This window comes from Archangium primigenium (assembly GCF_016904885.1).
Classification (GTDB): domain Bacteria; phylum Myxococcota; class Myxococcia; order Myxococcales; family Myxococcaceae; genus Cystobacter; species Cystobacter primigenius.
Genome location: NZ_JADWYI010000001.1, coordinates 2,595,441 through 2,611,930 on the forward strand (window position 1 = coordinate 2,595,441; position 16,490 = coordinate 2,611,930).

Below are 16,490 nucleotides of genomic sequence, written 5' to 3' on the forward strand. Positions count from 1 at the left end.
GGGACTGTCCTGCGGGACGCGCTCTTGGCTTTGGGCCGCGCCTGCGTATTCTCCGCCGCCCAATGTCGTCCGCCTCGCCCGCCCCCGCTCCGTCCTCGGTTGAACCGAGCCCTCCCTCCGCCCTCTCCGCCGTGCGTGAACTGGCGCCGGAGCCCGACACCCGGCTGTTGATGGCCCTGCTGCTCGCCGCGGCGCTGCTGCCCCGGCTGCTGCTCATGCCCGTCAACGAGAACTACTACGGTGACGCGGTGGCGCGCACGGAGCTCGCCGAGCGCTGGGCGCGGGCGCCGCACCTCATCACCTCCTATGCGGACGGGGCCTTCCAGTTCGGCCCGCTGCACCTGTACCTGGTGGGGGTCGCGCTCAAGGTGGTGCCGGACCGGGCGTTGGCGGGGCGGCTGGTGAGCCTGGTGTTCGGCGTGCTGGCGGTGGTGCCGCTCTTCGCGCTCACCCGGCGGCTGTTCGGCTGGCGCGCGGGGGTGGTGGCCGGGCTGGGCCTCGGCGTCTGGGGCATGCACCTGCAGATGTCCACCACCGCCGCGAGCGAGTCCCTGTCGCTCTTCCTCATGCTGTGGGTGTTCGCGCTGCTGGCCGAGGGCCTGGACGACAACCGCATGGGGCCGCTCTTCAAGGCGGCGCTGGTGCTCAACCTGGCGTGCGCCACGCGCTACGACGCCTGGCTCTACATGCCCCTGTTGTGCGTGCTGCTCCTGCTCTGGGGCCCGGACCGGCTCGCCGGGCTCACGCGCGCGGTGGGCTTTGGCTTCATGTGCCTGCCCTTCCCGCTCTTGTGGATGCAGGGCAACGAGATGGCCCATGGCGACCCCTTCTACCCCGTGCGCATCGTGGAGCAGTTCCACGCGCAGTGGGTGAAGGACGGCATCGCCTGGCTGGGCACGCCGCTCTTCCGGCTGCAGAGCCTGGGCTTCTGGCCGGGCATGGCGCTGCTCACCCTGTCGCCCGGCGTGGCGCTGCTGGGCATGGTGGGCATGTGGCGCACGTGGCGCACGCGGCCCGACGTGCGCTGGCTGACGCTCGCGGCGCTGGTGCCCACCGCCTACTTCACCTTCCGGGGCGCGGTGCTCCTGGACTTCCAGCCGCTCGGGCGCTTCACGGTCACCCAGCTGGCGGTCCTGCTGCCCTTCGTGGTCCCCGGCTTCGAGGCCTGCACGGGCGCGTGGGGCCCGGGGGCGCGCAAGGCCCTGGCGGTCGTGTGCGGCGTGCTGGCGGTGGCCGTGCCGGTGGGCATGGGGCTGTACACCTTCCGCGCGGACGGGGGCCGCCGGGACACGATGCGTCCGGTGAGCCCCACCTCCACCAACCCCGTGCCGCTCATGCAGGTGGCGCGCTTCCTCAAGGAGGAGGTCGCCGCGCACGGCGGCGCCGCGGTGGTGGACGACGACCCGCGCTACATGGACCTGCAATTGGCCTTCTTCTCCGGGCTGCCCGACGAGCGACTCGCCCGCGTGCGCTGGGAGACGTTCCGCAAGCACCTGCGCGAGGCCCAGCCGGAATATCTCGTGCGCTTCGACGAGGGATCGTTGGTGAAGGACAGCGGCGTGACCCTGGAGGGCAAGACGCTCGTGCTCGACGGCGTGGAGTATGGAGAACTCGACGGCTTCGCTCCGCCGCTGCACGTGTACCGTCGCCATTCGCGGTAGAGTGGGCGGGCGCATGGCTTGTCGGGGGGGCACCGGGCGGGGGGGCGAGGCTCCTTGGGCAGGCCGTTGGAAGCGGCGTCTGACCGACGTTCCCCCATTCGACCATGGTCCATCACACCGCCCTTGGGGTTGAAGCCGAGCACTTCCGTCTGGGCACGTTCATTCGTGCCCACCGCACGCGCATCCTGGAGGATTGGGAGGAGTCCGTGCGGGGGCTGCCCTACACCCAGGGGCTCTCGCGACCCCGCCTGCTGGACCACCTGCCGGACCTCCTGGAGCGGGTCGCCAACGTGGTGGACACCGTGCACACGGGTGGCCATGGCTCGCTCGACCGGATGCCCGAGGTGCATGCGCTCGAGCGCTTGGACTCCGGCTATGACCTGGACGCGGTGGCCGAGGAATACGCGCTGCTGCGCGCGTGCATCCTCCAGCGCTACGGCGAGTACGTGGAGGCCCGGGGGGACTCGTCCATGGCGGTGGCCATGCGCGAGGTGGTGTCCTTCAACCGCACCTTCGACGAGGCGGTGTCCGCGGCGGTGACGCGCTACACCCGGGCGCGCGAGCGCACGCTGGTGGCGTTGGATCGCATCTCCGAGGCGGCGCTCGGCACGGAGGAGCTGGACGCGTTCCTGCCCCGGCTGCTGCGCGTCATGTTGGAGACGACCGAGGCGGTGGACTCCGTCACGCTGCTCCTGCGCGAGGGGGAGTGGCTGCGGGTGCGGGCCTCGGTGGGCCTGGGGGACGGCGCGCTGCCGCCCTTTCGCGAGCGGGTGGGGGAGGGCTTCAGCGGCGTCATCGCGGCGGAGCAGCGCCCCTTCGAGCTGCGCGCGGCGGCGACGGATCCCCGCGTGCGCGACGAGGCGGTCCGGGCGCGCGGCACGCGGGCCCTCTATGGGGTGCCGCTGATGTACGGCGGCGAGGTCATCGGCGTCGCGCACATGGGCAGCCGCACCGCGCTGGAGTTCTCCCAGGAGGACAAGCTGCTCTTCCGGGCCATGGTGAGCCGGGCCACCATGCTCATCATCCAGGCGTGGCTCGCGGCGCGCGAGCACGCGGCGCGCGCGGAGGCCGAGGAGCGCAAGCAGCAGCTGCAGCTCATCATCCAGCAGAGCAGTGACGCCATCATCATGGCGGACGCGCAGGGCGTGATGCGCGTGTTCAACACCGCGGCCGAGCAACTGCACGGCTTCGGGCTCAAGGAAGTGCCGTCCACGGAGTGGAGCGACACCTATGGGTTGCTCACCCTGGACGAGCAGCCCATGAAGCTCGAGGACGTGTGCCTCTACCGGGCCCTGCGCAACGAGGTGGTGACGGAGGACCGGTGGAAGGTGCGGCGGTTGGATGGCTCGGTGCGCACCTTGAGCGGGACGGCGGCGCCCCTGTGGCGGCCGGATGGCTCGCTGGCGGGCGCCGTGCTCAACGCCCGGGACGAGACCGAGCGGCTCGACCGGGAGCGCGAGCAGACCGAGACGCTCGCCTTGCTCGACTCGCTGCTGGCCACGGCGCCGGTGGGGCTGGCCTTCCTGGATCCCGCGCTGCGCTGCGTGCGCATCAACGAGGCGCTCGCGGAGATCAACGGCCTGTCCCTGGAGCAGCACCGGGGCAAGACGGTGGACGCGCTGTTCGGCGCCCGGGCCGAGGACCTGGAGCCCCTCTTGCGCCGCGTGCTGGAGACGGGCGAGGTGCACAAGGGCCATGAGTTCTCCGGCGCCACGGCGCGCGAGCCCGGCGTGTCCCGGCACTGGGTGGGGGACTACTTCCCGGTGCGCGCGCCGGACGGGCGGATGCTCGGCGTGGGCTGCGTCGTGGTGGATGTCACCGAGCGCACGCGGCAGGAGGAGCACATGCGCCAGACGGCCGAGTTCCGCGAGCGCTTCCTCGGCGTCGTCTCCCACGACCTGCGCAACCCCCTCAACGCCATCCTCCTGTCCGCCAACGGCCTCTTGCGCGCGGACGGACTGCCCCCCACGCACACGCGGCTGGCGCGCCGCATCGTCACCAGCGCCGAGCGCATGGGGCGCATGATCGGCGAGCTGCTGGACTTCACCCGGGGTCGGCTCGGCGGTGGCATCCCCATCCAGCCGCGCGCCTGCAACCTGCGCGTGTTGTGTCAGCAGGTCCTGGAGGAACTGGAGAGCAGCCATCCCGGACGGGAGCTGCGGCTCGCGGCGGAGGGCCAGTTCCAGGGCGAGTGGGACCCGGACCGGCTCGCGCAGCTGCTGGGCAATCTGGGCAAGAACGCCCTCGACTACAGTCCGCCGGGCTCGCCCGTGGACTTCTCGCTCCATGACGAGGGGGGGCGCGTGCGCGTGGAGGTCCACAACGGGGGGCCGCCGATTCCCCCGGAGATGCTGTCCGGCATCTTCGAGCCCTTTCGCCGGGCGGTGCCGGGCGATGCGAATCCGAGCTCGGGCCTGGGGTTGGGCCTCTTCATCGTCGAGCGCATCGCCCAGGCCCACGGCGGGGAGATCCGCGTGCGCTCCTCGGCGGAGGCGGGCACGACCTTCACCCTGTGCCTGCCCCGGACGCAGGACGGGGCGCCCCCGGACTCCGGCGGCGCCCCGTCCTGAGTGCACGTCGCGGTGAGGCCTACGGGTACACCTCACGGCGCGTGGGCGGCAGGCTCGTCTCGGGCGGCGTGACGAGCGGCGTGCCCGCGTAGAGCTGCTGGCGCCGGTTCACGCCCGCGGCGCCACCGAGGATGGCGGAGATCAGGCCGAGGAAGAGCGCGCCGAACACGCCCCAGAACACCTTGCCCGTGGCGTCCGCCGCCTTGAGCGCGCCGGTCTGGACCGTCTGGGCCGTCTGCGACACCTTGCCCTGGAAGGCGTTGAACTGGGTCTCGATGCGCTCGGCCACCTGCTCGGCATCGGCGCGCGAGAGGGCGGTGTTGTCCGCGACCGAGCTCACGAGCGACTGGCGGTCCAGCTTGCCGTCCTTCACGGCGGTGCGGACCGCGTCCCGGGTCGCCGCCTCGAGCTGCGCGGCCGTCACCGCGGGCTTGCCCTCGGACGCGAGGCGCTCGTTGACGGGACGCAGGGCGTCATTGGCATCCAACCCGAAGTTGCGCGCCACCTGGCCCAGGTTGCCGGCCTGCGAGGCGCCCGCCGCGGCGGCCACGCCCGTCGCCTGGACGGCCGTCTTGCCCACGGAGAACACGCCACCGGCCACCGACGACAGCACGCTGCCCAGCAGCCAGATGCCCACAAGCGTGGTGACCGCCCACATCGTCAAGCCGTGGATGCCGCCGCTCGCCTTGGTCTGCGCGCCCGCGCCCCGACCCGCGACGATGCCGCCCACGAACAGGGCGATGAGCGGCGAGAGGATGCCCCAGATGCCCGTGAAGGCTCCCGAGGACTTCGCGCTCGCGGCGTCCTGGGGGTTGATGGACGACAGGCCCAGCGCCAGCCCCAACGTGTAGAGCAGGATCCACAACCCCAGCGCGGTCACCGTGCCCGCGAAGATGGCGCCCCAACTAATCTTCACGGGACCGCCCGCCAGGATGCCTACATTCCGATTGTTGTGCGATGCCACGGCCATGTGCCACCTCCCGAGAAAAGGGGGTTTTCCCCTTCGTCTCCGGACAATGGCCACGGGGGACACTGGACGAGGTCTCCCCACACAGAGGCGCAAACTCCCTGCCCGGGAAGAGGGAGGAAGCACGAGCGCTCGACCCGTCCCTCCCTCATTCCTCCGAGGCGTCCTCCTCCGCTTCTCGAACCGCTCGCGCCTGGGCGACATGCCGCGCGTCGAGCCAGCCCTGGAGGATGAACTGGGCGGCCATCTGGTCGATGACCCCGCGGCGCTTGGCGCGTGACAGGTCCGCTTCCAGCAGGGTGCGTTGGGCGGCCACGGTGGACAGGCGCTCGTCCCAGAAGTCCACGGGCAGCGAGAAGGCCTGCAGGAGCACCTCCACGAAGCGGCGCGTGGCCTCGGCGCGAGGCCCCTCGCTGCCGTCCATGTTGAGCGGCAGGCCGACCACGAAGCCCTGGGCCTCGTACTCGTCGATCAGCTTCTGGAGGGCGGCCAAGTCCGCCTTGAGGTTCGTGCGCCGCACGGTGGTGACCGTCTGGGCGGTGAGCCCCAACGCGTCCGACACGGCGACGCCAATCGTTTTGGTGCCCACGTCCAGGCCCAGGGTGCGCATGCGCGGCGCAATCTAGCCGCAATCCCCGGCAGGGGACCGCTCCGTCCGCGCGCCCAGACGCCTTCGGCGGGGCGGGGCGTCCAACCCGTTGAATTCGTTGAGGCGTGTGCCCTCCCGGCCCCGGCACCCGCGCTGCAATCCCCCCGCGTGGCGCATGGCGCGGCGACGGGGGGCACGACGCCCTCCCTCCGCGCGGGAGGAGCCATGAGTGATTTGCTGAAGGGACTGGGCAGTGCCCTGGGTGGGGTGACCAACCTGTTGTCGGGAGGGGCGCTGCTCGATGCGGCGGGCAATGCCCTCGGCCTGCCTCCGGTCATCACCCAGGCGGCCAAGACGGTGGTCGGCGCGATGACGGGCAACGTGATGCTGGCGGCCGATGGCGCCCGGGGGCTCGCCCAGGAGTTGACGCGCAATCCCCCGGCGGCCACCGAGTACTGCGCGCCGCGGGAGCCCTCGAAGGCGGGCGCCGGCTACGCGAAGCCACCTCCGCCGACCGCTTCCCCTGGGACGGGCGGCGCGCGGGGGCCGTGTGCTCCGCCCGGGCACAGCCACCTGGATCCCAAGCTGAACGACTACCTGCATTCCCTGCGGACGCTGGAGCAGAACTTCCAGTACCTGGACGCGACGGACGGGCGGCTGGATGGCGCGCTGTCGCGCACGGACCTGCAGCGCATCGCGGGGGACGCGCGGGTGTCGCCGGAGCTGCGCCAGTCGGCGCGCTTCCTCGTGGACAACCCGGGCTACTTCGAGCGGCTCGACGCGTCGACGAGCCTGGGCGGCATGCTGGGCCGGGTGGTCCAGGGGATGAAGAACGACGACCGCGTGAGCCTGGACGACGTGCGCGGGGAGATCCTCAAGGTGAAGGCGGACCTCGCCCAGTACGGCGCGCCCGAGCGGACGCGCGCGCCGGGAGGCGTGTCCCCGCCGCCGACGGGCGACGCGGGGCCTCCCGCCTCGTCTCCGGGTGGGGGGGGCGGCGCGTCCGGGGCGGGCTCGAGCGCGAAGGGCATCATCAATGATCCGCGCATGAGCCTGGAGGAGAAGATCAACGCCATCCTCACGAGCCTCACGGAGAAGATGGACGACGAGATCCTCCAGACGATGGACAACCTCGCCGCGGCGCAGGACAGGAAGGCGGGCATCTCCAACGACAAGGGCAGCGAGAAGGCGCTCACCGAGTCGCAGCGGGACATCGACCGGCTGTCCATGCGGCTGCAGCAGCTCGTGGAGAAGCGCAAGACGATGTTCGAGATGATGAGCACGCTGTCGATGAAGTTCAACGAGATGGCCAAGACGGCCCTCAACAACATGCGGGGGGCGTGAGTCGGCCCATGGGACGCGTCATCAAATACGAGGGAGCGGCGATGGACACGGCGACGGTGGGGCGGCTCAAGGCGTTCGCGCGCGGGGAGGCCACGTGGGCGGAGGTGGAGGGGATGACCTTCGAGGAGGCCAAGGCGATCGCCCAGGTGGGGTGTGAGCTGGCGGGCGCGGGGCGGCTCGAGGAGGCGCGCATCCTGTTCGAGGGGCTGGTGGAGGGCAATCCCCGGGACACGGCGAGCCGGGCGGCGCTCGGCACGGTGTACCAGAAGCTGGGCCGGCTGCCGGAGGCGGTGACCGAGTACTGCGCGGCGCTGGAGGGGGATCCGACCAATCCCGTGGCGCTCGTCAACCGCGGCGAGCTGTACCTGCGGCAGGGCAACCGGCAGGGCTTCACGGACCTCGCGCGCGCGGCGGAGGCGGATCCGGAGGGGGTGACCTCGGCGGGCCGACGGGCCCGGGCGCTGGTGCGGGCCATCGCGCTGGCGGCGGTGGAGACGATGAAGGACACCCCGGCGAAGGAGGCCCCGGCCCGGGCGTGAGCCCCGGGGGTCCTCAAGGGGGAGGGGGGAGGGCGGCCAGCCGCTCGCCGATGGGCGGATGGCTGTGCCCCTTGAGGACGATCCAGCGCGGCGGCTCCGGGTCCATCTTGTTGACCCGGGCGGCCTTCACGAGCATGCGGCGGAAGGCGGCGGGGTCCTGGGTGAGGCGCAGGGCATAGCGGTCCGCCTCGCGCTCGCGCTCGCGGGAGAAGGCGGCGGACACGGGGGCCGAGAGCGTGAAGACGAGGAAGGACAGCAGCCAGAGCAGGGGCAGGGTGCGGATGTCCGCGAAGCGCGTGGTGCCGAACCAGCCGCGCGCCGCGGCGAGCCGCAGCAGCCGGTCGATGGCGAAGAGGAAGGCGACGAGCGCGAACGACGCGGCGATGCGCCCGGGCCATTTGGACTCGTGGACATGGCCGGCCTCGTGCGCGACGGCGGCGAGGACCTCCTCGGGGGACAGCTCGCGCAGCATCACGTCGTTGAGCACGATGGTGCGCGTGGGGCCCTGGCCCGCGAAGTACGCCTGCAGGCGCTTGCTCACCACCGACGTCTTCTCCACCCGCACGTCCTGGAACGACACGCCGGCCTGGGCCATCAGGGCGGTGATGCGCTCGCGCAGCGGGCCCTGCTCCAGGGGCGTCTGCTGGAAGTAGATCTGCGCGCGGTAGGGATCGAGCACCGAGGCCCCCAGCAAGAGCAGCGCCGAGGGCACGCCGAGCACGAGCCACCAGCGCCGCACCCGCCGGGCCAGGCCGTACAGCCCGAGCACGAGCATGGCCGAGGCGATGGCCTCCAGGGACAGGTCCTTGAGGGTGTCCAGCGCGTAGCGCCAGGGGGTGTAGTTGGACATGCCGTAGCGGTGCTCCAGCACGTACCCGAAGTAGATGTTCGCCGGGGAGTAGACGAGCTCGAGGAAGAGGTCCACGAACAGGGCGAAGAGCAGGGCGGCGCCCCAGCCGGACTCGCCCCACATCCTGTCCAGGGCGCTCACCACGACGCGCAGCACGGGGGCGGTGCGCAGGGGGGCCAGGTGGCGCGAGAGCCAGGCCGCGCTCCGCTGGGCGCCGCGGTGGAAGGGCTGGACCAGGACGCCGAGGATGAGGGCGAAGATGCCCAGGTAGATCAGGGGGCTCACCGCACCGCGGATGTAGATCGGCAGGTGGTAGGCCTTGATCTCGGCGAGCTGTTCGGGCGTGAAGAGGGGCTCCATGGCGCCCGCGAGCGTAGCGCCACGGAGCCCCGGACTCCCAGCGCCGAGGCTCAGGAGTGGGGCCGCGCCTGGACGGGCGTGGGGGCCTCGTCCTGGAGCAGCAGGGCCTTCATCTTCTCCAGGCTCTGGCGCGTCTTGTCGACGAAGGTGTTGTGCGAGCCGATGCGCTCGGCGGCCTCGAGGGTGCGCTCGTAGACGTCGATGGCCTTGGTGAGCAGCACGTGGACGCGCTTGCGCAGCTCCTCGCGGTAGACCTCCGCCTGCTCGGCATCCAGCTCGCGGGGGGCGGGGGAGTGGACGAGCTGCTCGTAGAGGTCCTCGTAGAGCGCGCCAATCTGGGCGCCGGCGGCCGTGGCCCAGTGGCCGTTGCCCACGCGGATGGTCCGCAGGTAGTGGCCCTGGGCGGACAGGAGCACCTCGGCCTTGTGGTTGAGGTCCTCGGCCAGCGCCTCGGCGCCCCGGGCCGGGTCGAGCTTCACGTCGGCGTAGCGCAGCCGGTAGAGCTCGCCGATGAAGAAGTGGGCCTGGGCGGGGTAGTAGTTCTCCACCTCGTCCTTGTCCGCGAGCGCCTCGTAGGTGGAGACGGCCTGACGGAAGGTGGCCTCCGCCTGCTCGGGCTGTCCCGCCTCCAGCTCGCACACGCCGCGCTGCACCTGGGCCCGCAGGCGCTGGCCGACGGGCAGGTCCGCGCGTCCCGCGAGCGTGGAGAGCAGCCGCGCGGCGTCCGCGTAGCGCTCCTGGTGGTAGTGCGTCTCCGCGAGGCGGAAGGTGGCCTCCAGCGCGTCCCCGGTGCCCTTCTGGGCATCGGCGATCTCGGCGAAGCGCTGGGCGGCGGCGTCCCACTGCTCCAGCCGCTCGTGGGCGAGCCCCGACTGGTAGAGCGCCGCGCTGCGGTGCGGGCTCTGGGGGTGGAAGTCCACCAGCCGGTCGAAGTAGCCCGCCGCCTGGGCGTAGTCCTGGGCGGCGAAGGCGGAGGTGCCGCCGGCGAACAGCTCCTCGTCGTTGAGCGAGGCGAGCTCCGGGTTGCCCGTCACCGTCTCCCCGTCGAAGCGCACCTCCTGCCGGGGAGGCTCGGGCGTGTCCCGCCCCGCCGAGCCCGTCGTCCGGCAACCCACCAGGCCAACGATTCCCACCCACACCCATGTACGCCAGGTGGCCGACATCCGTGTCCTCCGCGTTCGCGTCCGGGGCCCGCGCGTGCGGACCCGATGCACTCCGCCCCAGACAGCGTCACGCGACGCCGGGTTCCCGGGGCGGGGGGAGTCTAATCTCGCCCCGCGCCGTCCGCCCGCCAGGAGAAGGCCCGGGAATGGGGGCCATGGGGCGGGGCGAACGTACGGCGGTGAACGTCTCGGGAGCGCTCAGGCCGGGGAGGGCGGGGAGGGAGGCGTGGGGATGAGCTCCTCGCCCATGAGGAAGCGGCCGGTGCGCCACAGGGCGCCAATCTCGTGCACGTCCATCTCGAAGCGGGGCACCTGGATGAGGGGCGTGTCGCCGCAGGCGGCCTGCAGCTCGGCGATGCCGCGCGCGTCCTGCTCGGCCAGGAGCGTCATCTCGTCCAGGGTCGTCTCCACCTTGGCGCGCCGGGTGGAGATGAGGCCCCGGGCCTCCTGGCGCAGGGCGGGGTCGGGCAGGGGGTGGACGCGGTTGACGACCACGGCCACCACCTCCATGCGGCTCTGCTGCAGCAGCCGGTGGAAGTGCATGACCTCGTCCAGCCGCTCGCGCCCGGGGCTCGTCACCAGCACGAAGCCGGTCTGCTCGGCCTTGAGCAGCTCGCGCACGCTGCGCGCGCGCTCGCGGAAGCTCTCGTTCATGGGCGCGATGGAGAGCATGAAGTTGGCCAGCTCCTGGAGCGTCTCCGTGCCGGTGAACCTGGAGATGGTCTTGGCCATGTAGCTGCTGCCCAGGTTGAACAGGGACAGGCCCACCTTGCCCGCGGCGAGCGCCGGGGTGAGCAGCCACCGGGCCGCCTCGTTGTCCAGGAAGTCCAGCACGCGGTTGGGCGCCTCCAGGAAGTCGAGCGCGTGCGCGGTGGGCGGGGTGTCCAGGACGATGAGCTCGTAGTCGCGCTGGTTGCGCAGCTCCCAGAGCTTCTCCAGGGCGACGTACTCCTGGCTGCCGGCGAGCGCGCTGGACAGCGACTGGTAGAAGCGGTTGGAGAGGATCTTCTCGCGCTTGTCCGCCGGGGCATGGCGCAGGATGAGGTCGTCCCACGTCTGCTTCATGTCCAGCATCATCGCGTGCAGGGAGGCGCGCGGGGTGAGGCCCAGCGGCGCCACGGCGCTCGCGGGCACCTCGGCCTCCACGTTGCCCAGGGCGTTGAGCCCGAGCGCGTTGGCCAGGCGCTTGGCGGGATCGATGGTGCACACGAGGCTGCTGCGTCCGTCCACCGCGGCGCGCAGGGCGAGGGTGGCCGAGACGGTCGTCTTGCCCACGCCGCCGGAGCCCACCGACACGAGCACGCGCTTGTGGGCCAGGGCCCGCGACAGGGCGTTCACGCGCCCTCCTTGCCCGTCACCAGGGACTCCAGGTGGTGCATGACCTGCTCGATGGCCGAGCGGTCGAAGTTGGGGGTGAAGATGCGCGGCACGCGGTGCACGGGCACGTTCAGGTTGCGCTCGAGCTTCACCTGCGCGAGCACCGTCTGCGCCGCCCGGGCGTGGTGGGCGTGCGCCACCTGCAAGAGGCCGGGCTGGTCCACCAGGGCCTCCAGGTCATCCTCGCTGAAGCGCTCGGGGAAGGTGGCGTTGAGCACCGCGGCGTGCGTGCGCACCCGCACCCGGGTGCGCAGCGCCGTGTGCAGCTCCAGCGTCTCGTTCACCGGCAGCTCCTCGGGCAGGGACACCAGCACCGCCGCCGTCACCGCCGGGTCCTCCAGCACGTCCTTCATCTTGAGGGCCTCGCGCGCCATGGGGCCCGGGGGCACCGTCTGCAGCAGCACCTGGGGCACGCTCAGGAAGGTGATGGCGTGGCCCGTGGCGGGCGCGTCCATGACGATGGTGTCCCAGAGCGGCTGGCCGTCCGGCCGCTTCTCCTGGGCGTGGAAGAGGATCTTCCCGAGCAGCACCAGCTCCTGCAGCGAGGGGATGAAGCGCAGGAAGTAGCGCACCACCTTGTTCTCGAAGACCGTCTTGTAGAGGGTCTCGAAGCGCAGGACCATGAGGGCGTACTCGCGCATGGCCTCCTGGGGGCGCACGTCCACGGCCCACAGGTTGTCCTCCAGGGCCGTCACCTCCGGGCCCACGGGCTCATGCCCCAGCATGCGGCTGATGCGCTCCTGGGTGTTCACCTCGCACACCAGGGTGCGCCGGCCCGCGCGCGCCGAGCGCAGCGCGAGCGCGGCGGCGATGGTGCTCTTGCCCACGCCGCCCTTGCCAGTGACGATCCACAACCTCTTGTCGAGCAGCGCCGCCATTCGAGAGCGGCGAACCCTAGGGATGGCCCCCCCACCTGTCAACGCGTGCCGTCATGCCTCCGCCTCGTGCTTGACACGTCGCGTTGCGTGCTTCCAGAGTCCGCGCGTTTTTCCCCTGGGGTCCCCCGCGTCCCCCCGACAATTCGCGGATTCACGGAGACCCCGATGCTCAAAGACAACCCCATGGTGAAGCGCATCGTCGAGACCGGCGAGGAGCGCGTGGGCAAGCTCGCCCAGCAGCTCATGTCCAACGAGAAGTTCGTGGCCACGGTGCAGACGCTGGTGACGCGCACCCTCGCCGCCAAGGGCACGCTGGACGGCGCGCTGCGCACGGCGCTGGCGGCCATGAACCTGCCGTCCACCTCGGACGTGGAGCAGCTGCGCGCCAAGGTGGAGGACCTCGAGCGGCTGCTCGGCTCGGTGGAGGCGAAGGTGGACGCGCTGGTGGCGGCCAAGAAAAAGTAGCTGGGCGTCATCGCGGCGGAGCGCGTGGCGTAGGGTGGGGGGCATGTCCTCCTCCCCTCAGGCCGAGCACCACCACCGCATCGACTACATCGAACTGCCCGCCACGGACCTCTCCGCCGTGAAGCGCTTCTACGCCGCCGTCTTCGGCTGGCGCTTCGAGGACTACGGGCCCGACTACACGAGCTTCCACGATGGTCGGCTCGCCGGGGGCTTCACCACCGAGCTGCCCCGGGGCTCCGGCGGGGTGCTCGTCGTCCTCTACTCCAAGGACCTGGAGGCCACGCTCGCCCGGGTGCGCGAGGCGGGCGGCCAGGTGGTGAAGGATGTCTTCTCCTTCCCGGGCGGGCGCCGCTTCCACTTCACGGACCCGAGCGGCAACGAGCTCGCCGTGTGGACCGAGCCGTAACGCCTCGCGGCAATCCCTTTCAGCTCCACCATCTGGGATTGAACATTTTATTCCCGGAATTCGGAGCTGGGACACGATTCAGCGTTGGAGGTAAAACGCGTTTTCTGTATTATCCCCCTTAAGCGGATAAACAAGGAACGCGGACCTTCAGGGTGAAGTCCTGAAAGTAGGAATTCGAGGGTCACAGACGTTTCGAGTCTCCGTCTCTTCCTTTGGAGCAGACATGTCCCCCTCGAATCCCTCGCGCGCCCGGGCGTCCCGGACGCGTTCCACCCCCATGTTGTGGGCCGGCGGTGCCGCGCTCCTGTTCGCCTCGTCGCTGGGCTGCGGCATGGACGCCGTGCCGGAGACGAACAGCCACGAGGAGCTGGTGCAGAAGGCCTCGGCGGGCGCGGTGAGCCACGTCCCCCTGGCGCAGCCCCTGGCGGCCAACGTGCCCGTGGTGGTGACCAACAAGTGCCCCTTCGCGCTGCAGGTCATCCTCTCGGGCGTGGGGGACATTCCCCTGGAGCCCCTGGTCAACGGCGCCAAGCCCTTCCGCAGCCTGGCCACTGGCGCCAGCTACACCTACTCCGCGCCGAGCAACTACCCGAGCGGGCGCGTGAGCGCGTACAAGACCAAGCCCACGGCCACCTCGCCGCGCGAGCTGGAGAAGGCCGAGTTCACCCTGGGCATCGACCCGGGCAACGGCGCGCAGAACCTCTACTACAACCTCACCTACGTGGATCACGTGGGTCTGCCCATGCAGATCACCGGCATCGGCTCGGGCGCGGGCTGTAAGGACGTGCGCTGCAACAAGACCCAGAGCGCCCTGGCCACGGCCGTGACCAATGGGTGTCCGGACGGGCTGCGCTACCAGATGGGCGGCGGCACCATCTGCCTCGCGCCGCGCTCCTTCTGTCTGGATGGCGAGTACGCGGGTGACTCGCGCCGCGCCTCGGTGTGCAACCGCCTGGATGGCGAGATCGCCCGGTGCGCGAGCAAGTACCCCGGCCAGTGCAACCCGGGCACGGCCAAGACGCCCCAGGTCTACGCCTGCTCGCCGCCGTTCTTCAACGAGAGCGCCAAGTGGTGCTCGGCCATCACGCGCGGCATGCTGGACAACCCCGACAGCACGACGGTGAGCCAGTATTACAACACCGGCAAGCCCTTCAACCTGTACGCCAAGTGGGTGCATGACCAGTGCGGCGCGGTGTACTCGTTCGCCTACGACGACTACCCCATGGCGGCCAACCAGGCCGGCTTCTACACCTGCAACGGCGGCCGTCAGCTCAACGTGACGTTCTGCCCCGCGGGCTAGTCGCTCCCGTCTCGCTCCCGGTTCCGACGCCCGGTCCCCTGTCGCCAAGGGGGCCGGGCGTCGTGTCGTCTCCCCTTACCCCCCACGAGAAAGTCGTCCACGCATGAAGACCTCCCCCCCCGGCATGAAGATGGGCTGTTCCCTCGCGCTGGCGCTGTTGGGCCTCACGCCCTCGCTCGCGCTCGCGGCCAACGAGTCCGTGCAGGTGTGGCTCACCACCTCCTCGGGCAGTGCCCTGTCCAAGCGCTTGAACGTCGAGGCGAACAAGACGTTCGGGGCGCAGAGCGGCACCTCGACGGTGATCGACATCACGGACTCGACGACCTACCAGACCATCGACGGCTTCGGCGCGGCGATGACGGACTCGTCCGCGTGGCTCATCTTCAACTCGCCCCAGCGCAACACCATCATGAACGACCTGTTCAACGTGGGGGGCGGGGCGGGCTTCAACTTCGTGCGCGTGCCCATGGCCGCGAGCGACTTCGCGCGCAACAACTACAGCTACGACGACACGTGCTGTGACCTGAACGACTTCTCCATCAACCACGACAAGGCGTACATCATCCCCATCCTGCAGCAGGCGCGGCAGATCAACTCCGAGGTCAAGCTGCACGGCGTGCCGTGGAGCGCGCCGGGCTGGATGAAGTTCAACAACTCCTTCACGGGCGGCGGCTACCTGCGCAACGACCTGTACGGGATGTACGCCAACTACTTCGTGAAGTTCATCCAGGGCTACCAGGGCGCGGGGCTGCCCATCCACTCGGTGAGCATGCAGAACGAGCCGCACAACGGCAACAGCACCTACGCCACCATGCAGATGGAGCCCGCGGACCAGTCCAACTTCGCGACGCAGAACCTGCGGCCGGCGCTCAACAACGCGGGCCTGGGCGGCGTGAAGATCATCGCGTGGGATCACAACTGGCAGGAGAACGGCTCGGAGGCGCGCTTTCCCTATGACGTGATGGCGCACAACGGGGGCCAGGCCCAGGCGGCCGTCGCCGGCGTGGCCTACCACTGCTACGAGAGCGCCGAGGGCTCCTACAGCGTGCAGAACAACTTCCACAACGCCTACCCGAACGAGGAGATCCACTTCACGGAGTGCTCGGGCGGCGAGTGGTCCACGGATCAGGCCAACAACCTCACCTGGAACGTGCGCAACCTCGTCATCGGCCCGGTGCGCAACTGGGCGCGCACCTCGCTGTACTGGAACATCGCGCTGGATCAGAACAACGGCCCCTACACGGGCGGCTGCTCCAACTGCCGCGGCATGCTCACGGTGAACAACAGCAACGGCACGTACACGAAGAACGCGGAGTACTACGCCTGGGGCCACTTCGCGAAGGTGGTGCGCACGGGCGCGGTGCGCGTGGGCTCCACGAGCCTGGGCAACAACAACATCGAGACCGTGGCCTTCAAGAACCCGGACGGCACGCTGGCGCTCGTGGCGCTCAACTCCAACGGCGGCTCGACCCTCACCTTCAAGGTGCGCTGGGGGGGCCAGTCGTTCGACTACTCGCTGCCGCCGCGCTCGGTGGCGTCGTTCAAGTGGAAGCCGGGCACCACCGGGGGCGGCACCCCGAGCCCCACCTACCGGCTGGTGAACAAGTGGTCCAACAAGTGCCTGGACATCGTCGGCCCGGACGCCAACAACGGCACGGGCATCCACCAGTGGACGTGCCACACCGGCTCGAGCCAGCAGTGGACCCTGGAGCCGACGGACAACGGCTACGCGCGGCTCGTGTCGCGCTACAGCGGCAAGGTGCTGGACGTGGCGAGCGTGAGCACCGCGGACGGCGGCGTCGTGTACCAGTGGGACTGGGCCAACGGCAGCAACCAGCAGTTCAAGGCCGTGTCCACGGGCAACGGCTACTACAAGCTGGAGGCGCGCCACAGCGGCAAGGTGCTGGACGTGGCGGACTGCACTAAGAGCGGCGTGGGTGACGGGGCGCGGCTGCAGCAGTGGACGTGGGCCAGCGGCAACGACTGCCAGCAGTTCCGGCTCGAGGCCCTCTAGCCCCTCC

Annotated in this window: 14 protein-coding genes; 8 read left to right on the forward strand and 6 right to left on the reverse strand. The window is 70.6% G+C overall.

Annotation, left to right across the window (positions count from 1 at the left end):
* Positions 1 to 62 precede the first annotated feature (62 nt).
* Entirely contained in the window at positions 63 to 1,661 is a 1,599-nt protein-coding gene (locus tag I3V78_RS11025) for an ArnT family glycosyltransferase (RefSeq protein WP_204486899.1), read from the forward strand.
* Positions 1,662 to 1,765: 104 nt separating this feature from the next.
* Positions 1,766 to 4,231, forward strand: a complete 2,466-nt coding sequence (locus tag I3V78_RS11030; RefSeq protein ID WP_204486907.1) for a PAS domain-containing protein — start codon at positions 1,766 to 1,768, stop codon at positions 4,229 to 4,231.
* A 19-nt stretch (positions 4,232 to 4,250) separates the two neighbouring features.
* Here the strand turns inward: I3V78_RS11030 and I3V78_RS11035 are convergent, their stop codons facing one another.
* Positions 4,251 to 5,147 (reverse strand): hypothetical protein, encoded by an 897-nt coding sequence (locus I3V78_RS11035; protein WP_338023525.1) that lies wholly within the window; start codon positions 5,145 to 5,147, stop codon positions 4,251 to 4,253.
* 199 nt (positions 5,148 to 5,346) lie between these two features.
* Complete coding sequence (gene ruvX, locus I3V78_RS11040; RefSeq protein ID WP_204486909.1) at positions 5,347 to 5,808, reverse strand: Holliday junction resolvase RuvX; 462 nt, start codon at positions 5,806 to 5,808, stop codon at positions 5,347 to 5,349.
* 204 nt (positions 5,809 to 6,012) lie between these two features.
* Between ruvX and I3V78_RS11045 the strand changes: the two genes are divergently transcribed.
* Positions 6,013 to 7,131: a hypothetical protein gene (locus I3V78_RS11045; RefSeq protein ID WP_204486912.1), complete on the forward strand. Its 1,119-nt coding sequence runs from the start codon at positions 6,013 to 6,015 to the stop codon at positions 7,129 to 7,131.
* A gap of 8 nt (positions 7,132 to 7,139) precedes the next feature.
* Positions 7,140 to 7,670, forward strand: coding sequence for a tetratricopeptide repeat protein (locus I3V78_RS11050; RefSeq protein WP_204486914.1), 531 nt, complete (start codon positions 7,140 to 7,142; stop codon positions 7,668 to 7,670).
* A gap of 13 nt (positions 7,671 to 7,683) precedes the next feature.
* On the opposite strand, the gene I3V78_RS11055 is transcribed toward I3V78_RS11050, so the two are convergent.
* The 4 genes from I3V78_RS11055 to I3V78_RS11070 all read right to left on the reverse strand — a co-directional run bounded on the left by I3V78_RS11055 (position 7,684) and on the right by I3V78_RS11070 (position 12,298).
* Complete coding sequence (locus tag I3V78_RS11055; protein ID WP_204486916.1) at positions 7,684 to 8,880, reverse strand: M48 family metalloprotease; 1,197 nt, start codon at positions 8,878 to 8,880, stop codon at positions 7,684 to 7,686.
* 50 nt (positions 8,881 to 8,930) lie between these two features.
* Positions 8,931 to 10,043, reverse strand: a complete 1,113-nt coding sequence (locus I3V78_RS11060; RefSeq protein WP_204486918.1) for a tetratricopeptide repeat protein — start codon at positions 10,041 to 10,043, stop codon at positions 8,931 to 8,933.
* Between the two features lie 198 nt (positions 10,044 to 10,241).
* On the reverse strand, positions 10,242 to 11,381 hold the full coding sequence (locus I3V78_RS11065; protein ID WP_204486921.1) for an ArsA-related P-loop ATPase: 1,140 nt from the start codon (positions 11,379 to 11,381) through the stop codon (positions 10,242 to 10,244).
* The gene (locus tag I3V78_RS11070; protein ID WP_204486923.1) at positions 11,378 to 12,298 is read right to left on the reverse strand and encodes an ArsA family ATPase; all 921 of its coding nucleotides are present in this window, start codon (positions 12,296 to 12,298) and stop codon (positions 11,378 to 11,380) included. Before I3V78_RS11070 ends, I3V78_RS11065 begins: the two co-directional genes overlap by 4 nt.
* Before the next feature lie 165 nt (positions 12,299 to 12,463).
* Between I3V78_RS11070 and I3V78_RS11075 the strand changes: the two genes are divergently transcribed.
* The 4 genes from I3V78_RS11075 to I3V78_RS11090 all read left to right on the forward strand — a co-directional run bounded on the left by I3V78_RS11075 (position 12,464) and on the right by I3V78_RS11090 (position 16,483).
* The gene (locus I3V78_RS11075) at positions 12,464 to 12,763 is read left to right on the forward strand and encodes a hypothetical protein (protein ID WP_204486925.1); all 300 of its coding nucleotides are present in this window, start codon (positions 12,464 to 12,466) and stop codon (positions 12,761 to 12,763) included.
* Positions 12,764 to 12,806: 43 nt separating this feature from the next.
* Complete coding sequence (locus tag I3V78_RS11080; protein WP_204486927.1) at positions 12,807 to 13,169, forward strand: VOC family protein; 363 nt, start codon at positions 12,807 to 12,809, stop codon at positions 13,167 to 13,169.
* 223 nt (positions 13,170 to 13,392) lie between these two features.
* On the forward strand, positions 13,393 to 14,469 hold the full coding sequence (locus tag I3V78_RS11085; protein ID WP_204486929.1) for a beta-1,3-glucanase family protein: 1,077 nt from the start codon (positions 13,393 to 13,395) through the stop codon (positions 14,467 to 14,469).
* A 103-nt stretch (positions 14,470 to 14,572) separates the two neighbouring features.
* A complete protein-coding gene (locus I3V78_RS11090) occupies positions 14,573 to 16,483 on the forward strand; it encodes an RICIN domain-containing protein (RefSeq protein ID WP_239576386.1) in 1,911 nt (636 codons plus the stop codon).
* The last annotated feature ends 7 nt before the right edge of the window (positions 16,484 to 16,490 follow it).

Excerpts from the sequence above, each read along its gene's own strand:
- I3V78_RS11070 (WP_204486923.1), bottom strand. The coding sequence starts at position 12,298 with ATGGCGGCGCTGCTCGACAAGAGGTTGTGGATCGTCACTGGCAAGGGC.
- I3V78_RS11045 (WP_204486912.1), top strand. The coding sequence starts at position 6,013 with ATGAGTGATTTGCTGAAGGGACTGGGCAGTGCCCTGGGTGGGGTGACC.
- I3V78_RS11030 (WP_204486907.1), top strand. The coding sequence starts at position 1,766 with ATGGTCCATCACACCGCCCTTGGGGTTGAAGCCGAGCACTTCCGTCTG.
- I3V78_RS11090 (WP_239576386.1), top strand. The coding sequence starts at position 14,573 with ATGAAGACCTCCCCCCCCGGCATGAAGATGGGCTGTTCCCTCGCGCTG.
- I3V78_RS11060 (WP_204486918.1), bottom strand. The coding sequence starts at position 10,043 with ATGTCGGCCACCTGGCGTACATGGGTGTGGGTGGGAATCGTTGGCCTG.
- I3V78_RS11025 (WP_204486899.1), top strand. The coding sequence starts at position 63 with ATGTCGTCCGCCTCGCCCGCCCCCGCTCCGTCCTCGGTTGAACCGAGC.
- I3V78_RS11075 (WP_204486925.1), top strand. The coding sequence starts at position 12,464 with ATGCTCAAAGACAACCCCATGGTGAAGCGCATCGTCGAGACCGGCGAG.
- ruvX (WP_204486909.1), bottom strand. The coding sequence starts at position 5,808 with ATGCGCACCCTGGGCCTGGACGTGGGCACCAAAACGATTGGCGTCGCC.
- I3V78_RS11050 (WP_204486914.1), top strand. The coding sequence starts at position 7,140 with ATGGGACGCGTCATCAAATACGAGGGAGCGGCGATGGACACGGCGACG.
- I3V78_RS11085 (WP_204486929.1), top strand. The coding sequence starts at position 13,393 with ATGTCCCCCTCGAATCCCTCGCGCGCCCGGGCGTCCCGGACGCGTTCC.
- I3V78_RS11055 (WP_204486916.1), bottom strand. The coding sequence starts at position 8,880 with ATGGAGCCCCTCTTCACGCCCGAACAGCTCGCCGAGATCAAGGCCTAC.
- I3V78_RS11080 (WP_204486927.1), top strand. The coding sequence starts at position 12,807 with ATGTCCTCCTCCCCTCAGGCCGAGCACCACCACCGCATCGACTACATC.